At 58.0% G+C, this 15,054-nt stretch carries 12 protein-coding genes; 5 read left to right on the top strand and 7 right to left on the bottom strand.

Annotation, left to right across the window (positions count from 1 at the left end; all coding sequences use genetic code 11):
- Nucleotides 1-64: 64 nt before the first annotated feature.
- Nucleotides 65-1,447: a HEAT repeat domain-containing protein gene (locus tag HRQ60_RS24025; protein WP_172196419.1), complete on the bottom strand. Its 1,383-nt coding sequence runs from the start codon at nt 1,445-1,447 to the stop codon at nt 65-67.
- 262 nt (nt 1,448-1,709) lie between these two features.
- Here HRQ60_RS24025 and HRQ60_RS13805 point away from each other — a divergent pair, with 262 nt between their 5' ends.
- Nucleotides 1,710-3,416: a DUF6138 family protein gene (locus tag HRQ60_RS13805; RefSeq protein WP_172196420.1), complete on the top strand. Its 1,707-nt coding sequence runs from the start codon at nt 1,710-1,712 to the stop codon at nt 3,414-3,416.
- A gap of 4 nt (nt 3,417-3,420) precedes the next feature.
- On the top strand, nt 3,421-3,756 hold the full coding sequence (locus HRQ60_RS13810; RefSeq protein WP_172196421.1) for a hypothetical protein: 336 nt from the start codon (nt 3,421-3,423) through the stop codon (nt 3,754-3,756).
- 143 nt (nt 3,757-3,899) lie between these two features.
- Here HRQ60_RS13810 and HRQ60_RS13815 read toward each other — a convergent pair whose 3' ends face one another.
- Nucleotides 3,900-5,396 carry an MDR family MFS transporter gene (locus HRQ60_RS13815; protein WP_172196422.1) on the bottom strand — a complete coding sequence of 499 codons (1,497 nt, stop codon included), beginning with the start codon at nt 5,394-5,396 and terminating at the stop codon, nt 3,900-3,902.
- A gap of 188 nt (nt 5,397-5,584) precedes the next feature.
- Here HRQ60_RS13815 and HRQ60_RS13820 point away from each other — a divergent pair, with 188 nt between their 5' ends.
- The gene (locus tag HRQ60_RS13820) at nt 5,585-6,136 is read left to right on the top strand and encodes a helix-turn-helix domain-containing protein (protein WP_172196423.1); all 552 of its coding nucleotides are present in this window, start codon (nt 5,585-5,587) and stop codon (nt 6,134-6,136) included.
- A 144-nt stretch (nt 6,137-6,280) separates the two neighbouring features.
- On the opposite strand, the gene HRQ60_RS24030 is transcribed toward HRQ60_RS13820, so the two are convergent.
- The 3 genes from HRQ60_RS24030 to HRQ60_RS13835 all read right to left on the bottom strand — a co-directional run bounded on the left by HRQ60_RS24030 (nt 6,281) and on the right by HRQ60_RS13835 (nt 9,554).
- Entirely contained in the window at nt 6,281-7,498 is a 1,218-nt protein-coding gene (locus HRQ60_RS24030; RefSeq protein ID WP_172196424.1) for a DUF418 domain-containing protein, read from the bottom strand.
- Between the two features lie 154 nt (nt 7,499-7,652).
- Nucleotides 7,653-8,075 carry a MaoC/PaaZ C-terminal domain-containing protein gene (locus tag HRQ60_RS13830; RefSeq protein WP_172196502.1) on the bottom strand — a complete coding sequence of 141 codons (423 nt, stop codon included), beginning with the start codon at nt 8,073-8,075 and terminating at the stop codon, nt 7,653-7,655.
- A gap of 51 nt (nt 8,076-8,126) precedes the next feature.
- On the bottom strand, nt 8,127-9,554 hold the full coding sequence (locus HRQ60_RS13835) for an NAD-dependent succinate-semialdehyde dehydrogenase (protein ID WP_172196425.1): 1,428 nt from the start codon (nt 9,552-9,554) through the stop codon (nt 8,127-8,129).
- Between the two features lie 242 nt (nt 9,555-9,796).
- Here HRQ60_RS13835 and HRQ60_RS13840 point away from each other — a divergent pair, with 242 nt between their 5' ends.
- Nucleotides 9,797-10,888 carry a helix-turn-helix transcriptional regulator gene (locus HRQ60_RS13840; protein WP_172196426.1) on the top strand — a complete coding sequence of 364 codons (1,092 nt, stop codon included), beginning with the start codon at nt 9,797-9,799 and terminating at the stop codon, nt 10,886-10,888.
- A gap of 124 nt (nt 10,889-11,012) precedes the next feature.
- Here HRQ60_RS13840 and HRQ60_RS13845 read toward each other — a convergent pair whose 3' ends face one another.
- On the bottom strand, nt 11,013-12,191 hold the full coding sequence (locus HRQ60_RS13845; RefSeq protein ID WP_172196427.1) for an acetoin utilization protein AcuC: 1,179 nt from the start codon (nt 12,189-12,191) through the stop codon (nt 11,013-11,015).
- Nucleotides 12,192-12,213: 22 nt separating this feature from the next.
- The gene (locus HRQ60_RS13850) at nt 12,214-12,846 is read right to left on the bottom strand and encodes a GNAT family N-acetyltransferase (RefSeq protein WP_172196428.1); all 633 of its coding nucleotides are present in this window, start codon (nt 12,844-12,846) and stop codon (nt 12,214-12,216) included.
- Nucleotides 12,847-13,190: 344 nt separating this feature from the next.
- Between HRQ60_RS13850 and acsA the strand changes: the two genes are divergently transcribed.
- Entirely contained in the window at nt 13,191-14,954 is a 1,764-nt protein-coding gene (gene acsA / locus HRQ60_RS13855; protein ID WP_172196429.1) for an acetate--CoA ligase, read from the top strand.
- Nucleotides 14,955-15,054 lie beyond the last annotated feature (100 nt).

Genomic DNA, 15,054 nt, shown 5'->3' on the forward strand with positions numbered 1-15,054 from the left:
TCGATTTCGTGCTTTGTTCCATTATAGCCCTAATCGAAAAGAAGCGGCAAAGAAAACGCTTTATTCACGACTTGTTCACTTTAACTTTCAACCGTTCGATCTTGTGCCGGGCCTCTCTGCCGATCTCCGGATCTTCGTCCGCGCTCAGCCGCTCCAGGAGCGTCCGCGCCCGTTCTCCGTACTCGTCCAATCTTCGGAGCACCATACGCCGCATTTCGGTATCCGGCTCGTCATCGTGCAGCAGACGCTCATACCGGGGCAGCAGTTCCGGCAGCGGAATGCCTTCAAGCGCGCCCAGCGCCGCACGGCGCACTTTCCCGTCCGCATCGCCTAGCGCCGCGCCGAATGCTTCGGCCCAGGCTTGCCTGCCGGGCAGCCGCCCCGCATGAAAGACCGCTTCCCGGCGAATATCGGGATCGGGGCAATCAAACAGCGGGATCAGCAGATGAAGAGGGTTCACGGAGCCTTGTTCCAGAATACGGGCGGATTGGCACAGCACCCGGGCATCCGTTTCTTCCGAAAGCAGGCTCGACAGTACATGGGCCAAGTGTCCTCCGCCCGGTTCGCCATGCGCTTCGATCTGACGGGCGGCGTTCAGGCGTTCTTCCGCAACCGAACTGACCAGCGCCTGTTCCAGCCGAGGTACCGCTTCCGCGTAATCTTTTTGGGCCAGGATTTCCAGAGCGGCCATACGTACTGCAGGCGAAGCATCGTCGCACTGTTCCAGCAGAAATGCCCGTGTATCCTGCTTCAATTTCAGCAGTTTGTGCATCCCCCGGATCGCGCTGACTTTCACCTTTTCTTCCAAACTCGATAGATAGAGATCAATCAGCATGAGTTCGTCGCGGGCTTCTTCCATTTCGAACCAGCCCGTATCGTAGCCGCCGATAATCTCGTCCAGCCAGCGTTCGTACCACTCGAGAAAATTCGCTTCATAGGTGAAAAAAGGAATCTGATGACTGCGGTCGATATACACGATCCGTCCGCGGTAAATTCCCGTTACCACCAGCATCATTTCGAACGTCCAACCCATCGTTCCGATATCCAGCAGCCCGCCGTACAACTCGCTTCGCAGGCGTTCTTTCTCCGGTTCGTCCAGCGAAGGATCATCCATAAAAGCGCTCAGTTCTCCCCACTCTTCCTGCGTCATGTCCGGTGCCAGACGGCATTCCCGATTCATCAGGCCCGGCGGATGTCCGGCATCCAGCTCCAAGATCCCGTAATAAGGACCGGCTCCGCCGTTTCCGACGGTTTGCAGGAATTCGGCAAACTCGGCCGGAAGCGCAATCCCCGTTTTCTTTTCGAAAGATTCGATCTTGCCTGCTTCGATCGGTTCGTTCATCCGGTAACCGTGCCGATTTGCTCCGAATTCTTGCAAAGCTGCGTCCCGCCGCGCCGCCACCTTCAGCTTCCAGATAATGCGTTCCAACTGCACCTGCTTTTTCACTTCGTTCCCCTCCCTGAAATAGGCGGCCGATCTTGTTGTGAGGCCTGCTGCAGCACCCTGATCGAAACGTTTCTCTTACGTGAACGATATGGTTTTTTATATCGCTTGTGTGCTATAATTCCCACTTGTAACGGTTGGTATGCTTTCCCTAATCTTCCACTGAGCTTGATTGTAACTCGTTGGGGTGTTTTGTGCAAAATCCCAAATTACCTATTTATTTTTCTTTTTCAAGGATTTACGAGGAATATAAGGAGGAACTTCCATGGACAGCACGTCTTCCCTTTTTTTGCAGGAAGTTTGGAGCCGATTGAGCGATATTTATAACAGGGAAAAGCAGCGGATCGATCAAATCGAAGACTGGAGTCTTCTTCATGCGGGCATCTTCGGGTATGTCAAAATCACGCGTTTGATTCCCAAGCCGGGCCAAACCCCTTTTGAACTGGCAATCGACGTGTATCTGCCGCTGGATTGGAGCGACAGCTCCTACAAATTCGAACTGGAATGCGACGCGGAAGAACTGACCGACGAGCATCTGCGCAGCGAATTCTGGCCCGAACTGCTGAACCATCTGCTTGAGCTGCGGCAGTCGGGAACAATGGGCCCGCGCTTTTTCGATTATCGTCTGGACGTCGAACTGGAATTCCGCCGCTCCGATCCCGCTCCATCGTTAAAAATTGCCGAGACCTTGATAGACGAGGCTGCCCGAACCCGGGTGCGGGAAACCCTGGACCGGTTCATCTCCGAGAAAGTGTTGTCGGATTCGCCGGCCCGGCCCAAACCCAAAGACCTGTTTTTCTTCGCTTCCTGGCTGTTGAACCCGGATCTGCTGCCTGAAGGGCGCCGTGTACCCGACCCTGCTCGAATCGGTGAACTGCTGAACGGCGTGAACCGCAAATTCCGCGCCCAACCCGAACGGTTGGCCCAATGGCGGGGCGAATACAAGCGGGTGCTGCGGCAGTGGGCAGAGACGTATTTCCTCCCCGCTTACTTCACCGCCTCGGGCGAATATTCGCCGGGCTTCATGCTCAAACCGGAAGACCAGCGTCCAATCGTCGATCAAGAAGCGCTGGACTTCTTCTTGTTTGCCGCGCTCAAGATCGGGGAGTCCGACCCCAATCTTCGCCTGGAATATCTGCGTTATGCGGCGATGCTCGATTCCGAGACGGCGGCCCGGTATCTGAAGACCGGCAGCGGCTTGGTAGAGAGCGAACGAATCGGCCGTCTGTTCCGCGGCACAGCGAACGACATTCTGCAGCAAATCGAGCTGAAGATTCTTCGCGAAGAAGCGGCGGCTTACCGCGAAGCGCTGGATTACTTGTGCGATCTGCTGCGGCAGGGCTTCTCGAACGAATATGAACTTAAGCTCAAAAGCGCGGCCAAACATCTGCTTCCGCTGAAAAAGCTGGCCAAATCGCCTCTTCACCGCTTTTTTGCCAATGCGCTTCAATATCCCGAAATATTCCCTGCGATCGCCGAATATGCGGAATTGGCCATGCAGGAGTTCACCTGGTACAACGATACGCCGCCCAGCGAAAAATCGGTGATGCCCGGCACGTATGCGGTGTTCGGACTGGGCCTGTACAGCAGCGCCTATTTCCCGCTGTTGCTGCGCTATATGGACCTGGTCGATACGGAGCATCAATCGGCGCAGGATGAATACGCAGAAGCGTTTGCCCAAGCGCATTCTCCGGATGTCCATACGCTGCCTATACTGGTCGCTATCCTGCGGGCAGGCGGTCAGTCGGCCAAACCAATGAAATCTGCTCCGATTGACTCGGCGGAACTTGCCGGAATCGTACATAAACAGCTCGAACCGCTTGCAAGCCATGAACGGGAGACCGTATTGTACCGCCTGTTCGGCGGACAGGCCAAGCTCGTCCGGCTTGCCCAAAAAGCCGAACCCGATCTGCGGGGCGCCCTGCAAAACCTTGCGGCGCTGCTGCCCGAATCTTCTCATAGAAACAGGTGAATCGATGAAAAAAGTAATCTTTGCGGGACTTGTGCTTCTGCTGATGTTGCCTGTACGGGCAAGTGCCGCCGATGTTCAAGTGTCCGAGACCGAACTTCGCCGCCTGGAGGAAACGTACGAACTGGGTCCATCCCCTGCCGATCCCGTGCCTTCTTTTGCCGGCGATTTGGGCTTCGACCTGGGAGGCGTATCGGGCAGTTTCGGCGTATCGACCTTGTCTCTTAGCGATCCGTTCGCCGGAGTTCAGCTGCTGATCGGACTTGCCGAAGCGCCCGATCTGAGACTTGTATCCGCCTGCCGCTTATCTGTCCGGCTGCTGGCCGATCGTTTCGACTCCTGAATGCTCCGGACGTCAAGCCGGCGGCAGACACATCAAAAAGACTGCCCTGCCGGAATGTTCCGGCGGAGCAGTCTTTTTGCATCGTACAGCTGCCGATACGAACCTGCGGCAGGATTTCTTTTTCGGACACCGCTAAGCGCGGTCTACTTCGTTTCTTCTGCACCGGCTTTGTCTTTGCCCATGAAAGCGACTGCGACTGCGGCCAGTGCGATCGGCACCAGTGCATAGAGGAACATTGCCGTAATCGAGTCCGACATCGCATTTACGATTTTGTCGAGAATATCCGGCGGAATCTGCGAGCGTACATCGGACTGGAAGACTTGGCGCAGATCGCCTCCGAATCCGGCGGCGGCTCCGCCTTCCTGCCCGGCGAACGCCTCGGCCAGACGATTCGCGAGCACACTGCTCTGAATAGCCCCAAAGACCGTGATGCCCATCGTCATGCCGAACGAACGCAGGAACGAGTTGGTCGAGTTCGCCGTTCCCCGATATCTCGGCTCCAGATTGTGCATGGAAGCGGTCGGAAGCATCGAGAACGAGAAGCCGACCCCGAACCCTGCCAGAACCATATAGACCGTCAGCAGCAGACGCGATGTATCCGGCGTCATGAAAGCGAGCAGCGCCATACCCGCGAAGAACGAAATCACGGACACGGTCATCAAACGGCGGAACGAAATTTTCGTCTGGTAAATACCGCCGATGGCGCTGCCGGCTACCGAACCCAACATCATCGGCGTCAGAATCAGACCGGCATTGGTCGCCGAACCGCCGTAAACAGCCTGAACGAACAGCGGAATATAGACGGTCAGGATGATAAAGGTCGCCCCGTACAGAAAGGCGAGAATCTGGGAAGACGCGAACAGCGGACGCTTGAACAGCCAGAACGGCAGAATCGGATCGGCCGCTTTGCGTTCGACAGCAACAAAGGCGATAAAGAAAATCGCGAATGCGGCAAACAGCGCGATAATCGGCATCGAGCTCCATCCGTAGGAACCGCCCAGTTCAAGCGCGAACATCAAGGCCACGATCGCAACGACCAGCGTAAAAGCGCCGGCCCAGTCGATCCGCTGTTTCTGATGCACCGCCGATTCTTTGTAGAAGACAAGAATCAGCGCCAGCGCCACGATCCCGATCGGCACATTGACGTAGAAGACCCAGTGCCAGCCGATCGTGTCGGTGATGTAGGCGCCGAGCAGGGGTCCGAGTACGCTTGCCAAACCGAAGACTGCACCCAGCATGCCCGTCATCTTGCCCCGCTTCTCGGGTGGGAACGTATCGAAGATAATGGTGAAAGCAATCGGCATCAGCGCTCCGCCGCCGATACCCTGGATCGCCCGGAAGATACTGAGCTGCGTCATCGTCTGCGCGAGCCCGCACAGCGCCGAACCGAGCAGGAAAACGATCAGTCCGAAGACGAAAAACCGTTTGCGGCCGTACATATCGGACAGCTTGCCGAAGATCGGCATACCCGCCATCGTGGCGACCATATAAGCGGAAGTGACCCAAACGAACTGGTCCAATCCCCCCAGATCGGCGACGATGGTTCCCATGGCGGTCGCAACGATCGTGTTGTCCATCGCGGCCATCAGGATACTGAGCAGCAGACCGGTTACGATCCATTTGGTATTGATTTGATTCATGATCCGCTCACCAGCCTTTTCTCATTGTTCGTTGTAAATCTTAGATGACCGACCGGTCAGAGTCAAGACATATTTATGTCTATAAGAGCATACGTGCAGCCTGGAAGGCAAATGCTGGCGAAGCGGTGCGAAAGTTGGTAGGATAAGAAAACGCAAGACCAACCAACCGACAAAAAGGAGCAGGAAAAATGGATCTCGGTTCCAATATACGTACCGTACGCAAACGCAAAGGGATCACAATCGCTTCGATCTGTGCCGCTACCGGATTGTCCCAGGGATTCATGAGCCAGGTCGAAAACAATAAAACATCGCCGTCCATCTCCACGCTCGAACAAATTGCCGAAGCCCTGGATGTACCGCTGGTTTATTTGCTGCTAAAAAAAGAAGACCGCATGCAGGTCACCCGCAAAAAAGACCGTCATCAAACTGCCGGCGGTACAAGCCATGTCTCGATCTCGCATATCGGACGTACGCCCCATCTGCGCATGACGATCGTCGAACTCGCACCGGGCGCTTCGTCGGGCGACACTCCCCATTCGCATGAAGGCGAAGAAGTGCATGTAGTCGTGCAGGGAACGGTTATCGCCGAGCAGGGCGAAGATCGGTACGTGCTGAGCGAAGGCGATGCTTTCAGCTGGAACGCAGGCGTTCCCCACCGGGTCTGGAACGAAGGCGAAGAGACGGCAATCGTGCTGATCGCCGTTTATACCGACAGCCCAAGGGAAGCGGAACCGATATGAAGCGCACGACAAAGCCGCCCTGCACCGAAACGGTTGATCGGTGAGGGCGGCTGCGCGGAGCGTGTATCGACAGACGACAGAAGCCGGATTTCGGGCCAACCGCCGTGTGCCGGGGTCGTCGACAACAGCCCATAGCTTCGTCGATCAGGCTGTGTGCCGACTCTCGTCCGTCCCTTCCGCTCGACTTGGTTTTTTGAATGCCGGCCATTCGAGATTGGTGCCGGCTCTCCACAACCATTCAAACGGACCGTACAGGAATACCCGAAGCCAATAACGGCTTGCGGCCATCTGCAGGGCAAAAAAGGCGAGCCCGATCGGTACGACGGCGGTCATTGGCAGGCTGCCGATAAAACCGAGCGAGGCGAAGACTCCTTCGCCCGACGCGCTGAACAACGTGACAAAGACCAGCGACTGCATCAGGTAATTGGTGAACGCCATCCGGCCGACTGCGCGGAACGGTTCCAGAAGACGCGAGGCTGCCGAGCCTTCCCGTCCCGCCAGTCCGACGATCAGGAACACCGCTCCGATCGTAACCGAGAAGCAGGCGACGGGATGCAGCGTCATGATCCATGCATTTTCGCTCGACAGACCGCTGTACATATATTTCCCCGTCCAACCGAGCAGAAGCAGCAGAGCCCCGATTCCCGCAGCCCGGCGCGGATACTTCGGCAGACGGACAAACAGGCCGCTGCGGTAAGCATACATGCCGAACAGGAAAAAGGTCAGATGTTCGATCGCCAACACCAGCTCGCTGAACGAGGTAGCCAGATAGGGATTCGAGAAGAATACATCCGGATTCGGCAGCTTGGCGATTCCGTTATAGAGCCAATTCGACGGAGAGAACGTCAGCAGCCAATTGGACACTTCCGGACTCATCGCAGCCTGCAGTTCATAGGACGAGATCAGAAACAGCAGAATGCCCGACAGAAGCAGCAGCGGCTTGGGCATCCATAGGAACAAGATCAGCATAAATCCGTCCAGCGCATACATGAACAGGATATCGCCGTTCCAGACGGCAAATACGTGCAGCGCGCCGAACAGCAGCAGCATCCCCATCCGCCGCAGCAGCATGGGATAAGGCCGCCGGCCTTTGCGAACCGCGGCGTCGAAGATCAGCATCATGCTGATGCCGAACATGAACGAGAACAGCGGACGTGCGCTGTTGCCGAACAAGACGTCGATCGCCTGCGCCAGGAACGTGCCGACCGCATCCCCTTCGTCGATCGAAGCTCCAGCAAGATGCGACAAATTGCACATAAAAATCGCAAACAGGGCGATCCCTCGCAGTTGGTCCAGCACGTTGATCCGGCCGGCAGGCGTACCCGCTGCCGCCTTGACCTTGGGTGTCGGTAAAGTCGTCACAATGATTCATCCTTCTTTCTTCTGCAATCGATAAGTATAAGACAAGCTACTTATCCATTGTAGAGATGACGCGCAGACGACTCTTCCTTCGAACACTACAATCGAATGACAACTTTGTTACGCCTTCGAACCCGACTCTCTATCCCTCCCGGGCTTACCGGCTCACCAGGGCGGACAGTTCTCCGCTGAATACTTTTTCGTTTTTTTGATTGAATGTCGACAATCGCACGGTTACGATTCCGCTGCGGCGCCTTTCTTCCAGACCGATCACCTCGACCTCGACATGCAGTTCATCTTCCGGATAGACCGGTTTGATAAAGCGGATTTCGTTCATTCCTGTGCCCGCTACCACTTCTTCGCCGTACGCCCCCGTCTCCACCCACAGCTTGAAAGAGACCGCCATCGTCTGAATCCCCGAAGCGATCAATCCTTTGAACCGTCCTTGCGCCGCTTTGGCTTCGTCCAGATGCATATACTGCGGATCGTAGACGGCTGCGAATTCCATAATGCTTGCCCTGCTCAGAATCAGGGAAGACGTCTTGAACGTCTGTCCCAGCGTAAACTCTTCGAATTTCACCTGCGTGTGCACTCCCCGTTCTCTTGCCGCCGCTTCAAGCTTGATATCTGCTCAAAGTCCCAGCGAAATATATTTCACTTCCAGATATTCTTCGATTCCGTAACGACCGCCTTCGCGGCCAAGGCCGCTTTCCTTGAAGCCGCCGAACGGCGCCTGCGCGGTGGACGGCAGCGGATCGTTCAGACCGACGATGCCAAACTCGAGACGCTCGGCGATCTGCACCGCTTCGCCGATCCGTTCGGTGAACACGTAAGCCGCCAACCCGTAAGGACTGCGATTGGCGCGTTCGATCACTTCGTCAATCGTGCGAAACGATGCGATCGGAGCCAGCGGACCAAACGTTTCTTCGTTCATGCAGACCATATCGTCCGTCACGTTCGCAAGCAGCGTCGGCTGTACGAAATGGCCGCCCGCTTCGTTCGCGCGTCCGCCGCCCGTCAGCACTTTCGCGCCTTTGGCCCGGGCATCTTCAATCTGCGCCAACACTTTGTCGACTGCGGCCGCATTGATCAGCGGACCGATCTGCGTACCTGCATCGAGGCCGTTTCCGACCACGAGTTCGGACACTTTGCGCGCGGCAAGCTCGGAGAAACGTTCGATCAGGCTCTCATGCACATAGATCCGATTGGTGCAGACGCAGGTCTGGCCGCCGTTGCGGAACTTGGAAGACATCATGCCGTCCACCGCCTTCTCCGGATCGGCATGTTCGGTCACGATAAACGGCGCATGTCCGCCGAGTTCCAGCGACAGCTTTTTCATGGTGTCGGCGGCGCCTTTCATCAGCTGTTTGCCTATGCGGGTCGATCCGGTAAAAGACAGCTTGCGGACGCGCGGGTCCTGCTGCCACACACCGCCGATTTCGCCCGGAACGCCTGTCACCATATTGATGACGCCGTCCGGAATCCCCGCTTCGACCGCAAGTTCCGCCAGGCGCAGCGCCGTGAACGGCGTTTCTTCCGACGGCTTGATGACGACCGTGCAGCCGGCGGCAAGCGCCGGAGCGACTTTGCGCGTAATCATCGAAGCCGGGAAATTCCACGGCGTGATCATGGCCGCCACGCCGACCGGCTGCTTGATCACCCAGATTCTTTTGTTTGGCGACGAGGCGGGAACCGTCTCCCCGTATACCCGTTTGCCTTCTTCGGCGTACCATTGAATAAAGCTGTTCGCGTAAGCGATCTCTCCCGCCGCTTCGGCCAGAGGTTTGCCCTGCTCCAGCGTCATGATCCGGGCCAATTCGTCTTGATGCCGCTCGATCAGCGCGTGCCAGCCCAGCAGAAGCCGGCTCCGTTCGATCGCCGCCAGCGCCGACCAGGAGGCAAGCGCGCCATAAGCCGCGTCGACAGCCGCAAGCGCATCCGCTTCCGCCGCTTTGGAAGCATGGCCGACAAGTTCTCCGTTTGCCGGATTGGTCACTTCGATCTGCTCGGCCGTCTCGATCCACGAGCCTCCGATCAGCAGTTTGCCCCGCTTGTTCATTGCTGCACCTCTTTCCGCCTCATTTTCTTTTCTATTATACACCTGCGGAAGAAGCATCCAAGCCCCTGCTGCAGAAGGCGAAGAACCAAGCGTCCCCTCTGCATAAATGCGGTTCCCGGGTTGAAAAAGAAGTCCCGGATAACGGATAATATAGTCAGCCGCTGGGAGTCCGCGCCCCGATTGCGGCAAAGACTCCGCGGTTTGCCCGTCCCGGAACACGGAAAACGGCGAGGAGGATGAATATGGATCAGACGATAAGCCGCTTGTCCGGCAAGCTTCACCGCTTGGCGGACAAGCTTCCGTCTCCCCGCGCTTACCGAAGCGCCTGCTTGTCCCTGCTGGCCGGAACGGTGCCTTTTGACGGCGCCTGCTTCACCGGTGCGGACGGACATACCGGCCTCGGCACCGGCTCGGTGACCGAAGGCGATGTCGGAGCGATTCATGCGCGTCTGTTGGAATACGATTCCCGCGGCGACGATTTCAACCGCTACGATACGCTTGCGGCTGCCGGGAACCCTGCCGCCGCTCTCCGGCTGACCTGCGGCGGCAGCCCGGAGCGCAGTGCCCGCTACCGCGAGATCCTCGCTCCGGCGGGCTTCGACGACGAACTGCGCGCCGTACTGACGGCGCGCGGGCAGCGCTGCGGGCGGCTGTCGCTGCTGCGCCGCCCGGATCGTCCTCCGTTCACGGAGGACGAAGTGCGCCTCGTCGCGGCGCTGCTGCCGCAGATGGCCGCGTATCTGCGGCAGGCCCCGTTCTCCGCCGAACATGCGGAGGACGGGGCGGACGAACAGCCGCTTCCGCTCCCGCACGAATCCGGCGTCTTCGTCCTGTCGGACCGGCTGCTCCTGCTGGCCGCCAATACGGCAGCCCCGAGCTGGCTCGCCGCGCTGCGCACCGCCGAGCGAATCGAACCGGACGTTATGCCCCGTCCGATCCGCGCCGTCTGCGCCCGCGCCCTGTCGCCGTCTTTGCAAGCCGGCTCCTCCGCCGAATATGCCGCACGGGTCTGCGTCCCCGTGCCCGGCGGCTATTACATCGGCATCCGCGCCAGCCGGATGGAGACCGCAGCCGGCGAAGTCCAGCTCGCCGTCACCGTCGAGCGGGCCCGTCCCGCCGAGATTCTGCCGGTGCTGGCCGAAAGTTTCGGCCTGAACGAACGCGAGCAGGAAGTCGTCGAACGGATCGTGCAGGGTCTTTCGGCCAAAGAAGCGGCGCTGTCGCTGCATCTGTCCGAATCGACGCTGCAGGACCTGCTGAAGTCTATCTTTCGCAAGACCGGCACCAAGAACCGCCGGGAGCTGGTCTGGCAGCTTTATTCGCGGTTCAGCTGAACGTACAGCCGGTGCGGCCTCCCGGATTGTTCTTTCTTACGAAAAATAAGCAGCGCCAAAAAGCCTTTCTGCCCCGCGGTCTGCGGAACAAAAAGGCTTTTTGGCGATCGCTTCGGATACAGGACTACCGTAAATACAGGGAAGCCAGTTCGGCCGCGCGGCGGTTGCTGGCTTCGATCTCCGCCCGCCTCGGCATCGGGCTCCAGGAAGAGGTATCGTCGAGCCACGTCTCGGGCAGCTCTTCCGGACTGTCCGAACGCCAGCGGTCCAACCACTCCTGCGGCAGTCTGAGCTTGGGATCGGCATCCAGCTTTTTCAGAAGCGGATGTCCGCTCATCTCCATCCACAGCAGCGCCCAGGCTCGCGGAACCACACGCCAAATATCGTAACCGCCTCCTCCGAGCGCCACCCAGCGGCCTCCGCAGTAAGCATGCGCCGCTTCATGCAGCATTTTGGGCATCTCGCGGTAAATCTTCATCGAGCAGTGTACATGCGCCAGCGGGTCGAGCGCGTGCGCATCGCAGCCGTGCTGACTGACAATGATGTCCGGTTTGGCTTTGCGCAGCACATCGTCCAGCACGCTGCCGAAACATTCCAGCCAAGAATCGTCTTCCGTGTAAGGCTCCATCGGCAGGTTGACCGTGCAGCCGAATCCTTCGCCTTCTCCCCGCTGTTCGACCAGACCCGTACCGGGGAACAGATACTTACCCGTCTCATGGATCGAATACGTATACACGCCCGGATCGCTGTAGAACGACATTTCCACCCCGTCGCCGTGATGGACGTCGGTATCGACATACAGGACACGCGCCCCATACTCTTTGCGAATAAACGAAATGGCGATCGAAGCGTCATTGTAGACGCAGAATCCCGACCCCCGCTGCGGCATGGCATGGTGCAGCCCTCCGGCCAGGTTCACCGCATGGCGCGCGTCGCCGTCCATCACGAGCTTGGCCGCCGCCACGGAAGCCGCCGCGATGATCTCCGCACTTCGGTGCATCCCCGGGAAGAACGGCGTATCGTCGGTATCCAGGCCGTATTTTTGCGCATCGCCGATCAGGCCGTCATCGGGAAGGGGTACGCTGAGCGCTTTGACCCGCTCGACATATTCCGGTACATGCACTGCGTGCAGCAGCGCCTCGTCCAGCCGGTCGGCAGGCAGAATCTCGCCTTCGGTAGGAAAAGCGCCGGCCGTGCGCAGCAAATCGCGGGTCAGGGTGATGCGCCGCTGGTCGAACGGATGGTCTTGGCCGAACACGTAATTCAGGCTGTTCGGGTGAAACAAATAAACGGCGTCCCGCATCTTGGGGTTCACTCCTTCCGATTCAGTACATGAAGCGCTGGCGGAATCGCAGCCGGTCGAATGCCTCGACCGAATCCTGCGGCACTTTTCTGCCGACGCGAACCATCAGGCAGTTGGCCGGATGGCTGCAGATTTCCGGATCGTCCGTCGCAAACCAGACCATATCGACATTCTTCATCAGGTCCTCCATCATTTTGCGATAATCCCAGACGTTGAGCCCCGTACTTTCCAGATCCCAATGCCAATAATATTCGGTGGTGAACACGATCGCGTTATCGAGCTGACCGCCGCGAAACGAAAGTTCGAGCATTTTTTTGCTTAAGCCTCTGCCTCTGTAATCGTTTGCAACTTCGATCGCGCCCAGCTCGACAAGATCGTCCATCTTCCCTTCCGACCAGCGTTCGTATTCGTCGGCATAATGAAAAGTCACATATCCCACAACGACCTCTCCCGCCACTGCCGCAATGATGCGTCCTTCCGGCAGCTGCGCGATCTCCACGAGCGCTTCATGCTGCTGCTTCGGCCGGCGGAACGCGTCGAGCTGCGGATGCAGCGTCATCTTTTCCAGCGTTTCCGGCAGCATGGGCCCCTGTACGACCAGAGCGTCTTCCCCTTCTCCGACAATTTCCTCGTGATACCGTTTGATATGCTCCATACGGCCTCCCTTCGCTCCGAGCGGCGTGTGCAGCCAGAAGACAATCGGCGGAAAAGGCTCGGGCTTTCCGTCGGACCGTCTGCCTGCTTTGTATTTATCATAGCTTCTTTGCTCCGCAAAAACCATCACCCTCCTCCAATACGCCGGAACGTCATGACAAATGCAGGAAAAACGTTTATACTGTTTCCGAAGCGAATGCAGACGGGATAGGTCCGGCAGCCATATCCCCCGTTTTGCACGCCGAAGCTTGTTTTTCACCGTTTTCTTGTAAGCGCTACATTTGTAAGGATTGTCAGCTCTATGGCTTGACGGCTCTCTTATTCTTTCAGCGACTGGAGGCTCTTATGGAAAAAGACACGGTAGAAATCATTGGCGCGGAGGTCCAGCAGTCCAATCTGGGCGACTATGAAGAGGCTCGCCTTGCATTCGACTGGATGGACGAGGAGAAACATTTCAGCTGGCACGAGACGGGACGCATCAATCTCGCCCACGAAGCGATCGACCGACATGCCCGCTCGGGACTTGGCGACAAGATCGCCCTGCATTACAGCGACGCCGAGCGCAGCGAATCGTACACGTTCGAACAGATGCGGCAGGAGTCGAACCGGGCGGCGAACATGTTTCGGAAGCTTGGCATCGGCAAAGGAGACCGGGTCTTCATCTTCATGCCGCGCACGCCGGAACTTTATTTCGCCCTGCTGGGGATTTTGAAGGTCGGCGCGATCGCAGGTCCGATGTTCGAAGCCTTTATGGAAACGGCCGTACGCGATCGGCTGCAGGACAGCGGCGCGGTAGCGATCGTAACGACGCCGAAATTGGCGGAACGGGTACCTGCACACGAGCTGCCGGAACTGAAACATGTGATTTTGGTGGACAGCTCCAAACCGGGCGGTACCGAATCGGGCGAACCGAACAGCCTCCTGCCCGAAGATTCCCCGTTCGCCGATTTCCATGCCCTGATGAGCGAAGCTTCTACGGAAGCGGACATCGAATGGGTCGACCGCGAAGACGGATTGATCCTGCATTATACATCGGGTTCGACCGGTAAACCGAAAGGGGTCTACCATGTGCACGGCGCGATGATCCAGCACGGTTATACGGGACGAATCGTACTGGACCTGCGGCCGGACGACGTCTATTGGTGCACCGCCGATCCAGGCTGGGTCACGGGCACTTCCTACGGCATTTTCGCCCCCTGGCTGAACGGCGTCACCAATGTGATTCGCGGCGGCAGATTCAGTCCGCAGGATTGGTACGAGACGATCCAGCGTTACCAGGTCACCGTGTGGTACAGTGCACCGACGGCTTTCCGCATGCTGATGGGCGCAGGCGACGAAGCGGTCAAGCAGGCGGACTTGTCTTCGCTCCGGCACGTGCTCAGCGTCGGCGAACCGCTCAACCCCGAAGTGATCCGGTGGGGCTACCGTATGTATCACCAACGTATTCACGATACGTGGTGGATGACCGAGACGGGTGCCCAGCTGATCTGCAATTATCCGTCGATGGATATGCGTCCGGGCTCGATGGGCAAGCCGATTCCGGGCGTCGAAGCAGCCATTATCGACGATCAGGGCCAGGTGCTGCCGCCGCTGCGTATGGGCAATCTCGCGATCCGCACCCCGTGGCCGTCGATCATGCGCAGGATCTGGAACAACCCGTCCAAGTTCGAAGAATATACGCGCATCGAAGGCTGGTACATTTCCGGCGACTCCGCCTATATGGATGAAGACGGTTATTTCTGGTTCCAGGGGCGGATCGACGATGTCATCAATACGTCCGGCGAACGCGTCGGTCCATTCGAAGTCGAGAGCAAACTGGTCGAACATCCGGCCGTCGCCGAAGCGGGGGTAATCGGCAAGCCCGATCCGGTGCGGGGCGAAGTGATCAAAGCGTTTATTTCGCTGCGCGAAGGCTACGAAGCGAGCGACGAACTGAAGGCCGAGATCACCAAATTCGTAAAAGAAGGCTTGTCCGCCCACGCCGCTCCGCGCGAGATCGAATTCAAGGACAAACTGCCCAAGACGCGCAGCGGCAAAATCATGCGGCGCGTGCTCAAAGCCTGGGAGCTGAAGCTTCCGGCGGGAGATCTGTCGACGATCGAAGATTGAGGCCCGGAATTCGAGTCGTGATTGGCGAAACACTGCGCTGAATGCCAAAAAGCCCGGAACCGAGATTACTCGGTTCCGGGCTTTTGCCGCGCTAGGCTTT

It is taken from the genome of Saccharibacillus qingshengii (assembly GCF_013185195.1).
GTDB classification, from domain to species: Bacteria; Bacillota; Bacilli; order Paenibacillales; family Paenibacillaceae; genus Saccharibacillus; species Saccharibacillus qingshengii.

What these genes read in the sequence shown, in the direction of transcription:
- HRQ60_RS13820 (WP_172196423.1), top strand. Translation starts at nt 5,585, where the DNA reads ATGGATCTCGGTTCCAATATACGTACCGTACGCAAACGCAAAGGGATC.
- HRQ60_RS13835 (WP_172196425.1), bottom strand. Translation starts at nt 9,554, where the DNA reads ATGAACAAGCGGGGCAAACTGCTGATCGGAGGCTCGTGGATCGAGACG.
- HRQ60_RS13845 (WP_172196427.1), bottom strand. Translation starts at nt 12,191, where the DNA reads ATGCGGGACGCCGTTTATTTGTTTCACCCGAACAGCCTGAATTACGTG.
- HRQ60_RS13850 (WP_172196428.1), bottom strand. Translation starts at nt 12,846, where the DNA reads ATGGAGCATATCAAACGGTATCACGAGGAAATTGTCGGAGAAGGGGAA.
- HRQ60_RS13810 (WP_172196421.1), top strand. Translation starts at nt 3,421, where the DNA reads ATGAAAAAAGTAATCTTTGCGGGACTTGTGCTTCTGCTGATGTTGCCT.
- HRQ60_RS13840 (WP_172196426.1), top strand. Translation starts at nt 9,797, where the DNA reads ATGGATCAGACGATAAGCCGCTTGTCCGGCAAGCTTCACCGCTTGGCG.
- acsA (WP_172196429.1), top strand. Translation starts at nt 13,191, where the DNA reads ATGGAAAAAGACACGGTAGAAATCATTGGCGCGGAGGTCCAGCAGTCC.
- HRQ60_RS13815 (WP_172196422.1), bottom strand. Translation starts at nt 5,396, where the DNA reads ATGAATCAAATCAATACCAAATGGATCGTAACCGGTCTGCTGCTCAGT.
- HRQ60_RS13805 (WP_172196420.1), top strand. Translation starts at nt 1,710, where the DNA reads ATGGACAGCACGTCTTCCCTTTTTTTGCAGGAAGTTTGGAGCCGATTG.